Below are 515 nucleotides of genomic sequence, written 5' to 3' on the forward strand. Positions count from 1 at the left end.
CTATTTTGGCGAGCCTAAAGAAGCCTGGAAACCTGAAAACATAGCAAAGCACCTCGCCATGCTGCCACAGCACAGCACGCTCACTTTTCCATTTTTGGCACGAGAGGTGGTCGAACTCGGAGCGATCCCTTTGTCACTTTCAAACAAAGAAACGACTGAGCTTGCCCTACACTACATGCAAAAAACCGATGTTCTGCACTTAGCGGAAAGCTTGTACCCTGCCCTCTCAGGCGGAGAGAAGCAACGTTTGCACTTGGCTCGAGTACTAACGCAACTGCATCAATCTGGTGACAAAAAGATTCTGATGTTGGACGAGCCTACGTCGGCACTGGATCTCGCCCACCAGCACAACACGCTTAAAATTGCTCGTGAGGCGGCAAAAGCGCAGAACGCTGCGGTGGTTGTCGTATTGCATGACTTGAACTTAGCCTCACAATACGCAGACCGACTTGTGTTGCTCCATAACGGCAAACTTGTATGCGATGACAACCCTTGGCAGGCCCTAACGCCCGAAC

General features: G+C 51.1%; 1 protein-coding gene. It reads left to right on the forward strand.

Annotated features, from left to right (window positions below):
- The coding region (locus R7Q11_RS29430) for an ATP-binding cassette domain-containing protein (protein WP_225467376.1) at positions 1-515 on the forward strand (515 nt) is incomplete at both ends.

Source organism: Vibrio sp. 970 (genome assembly GCF_033339075.1).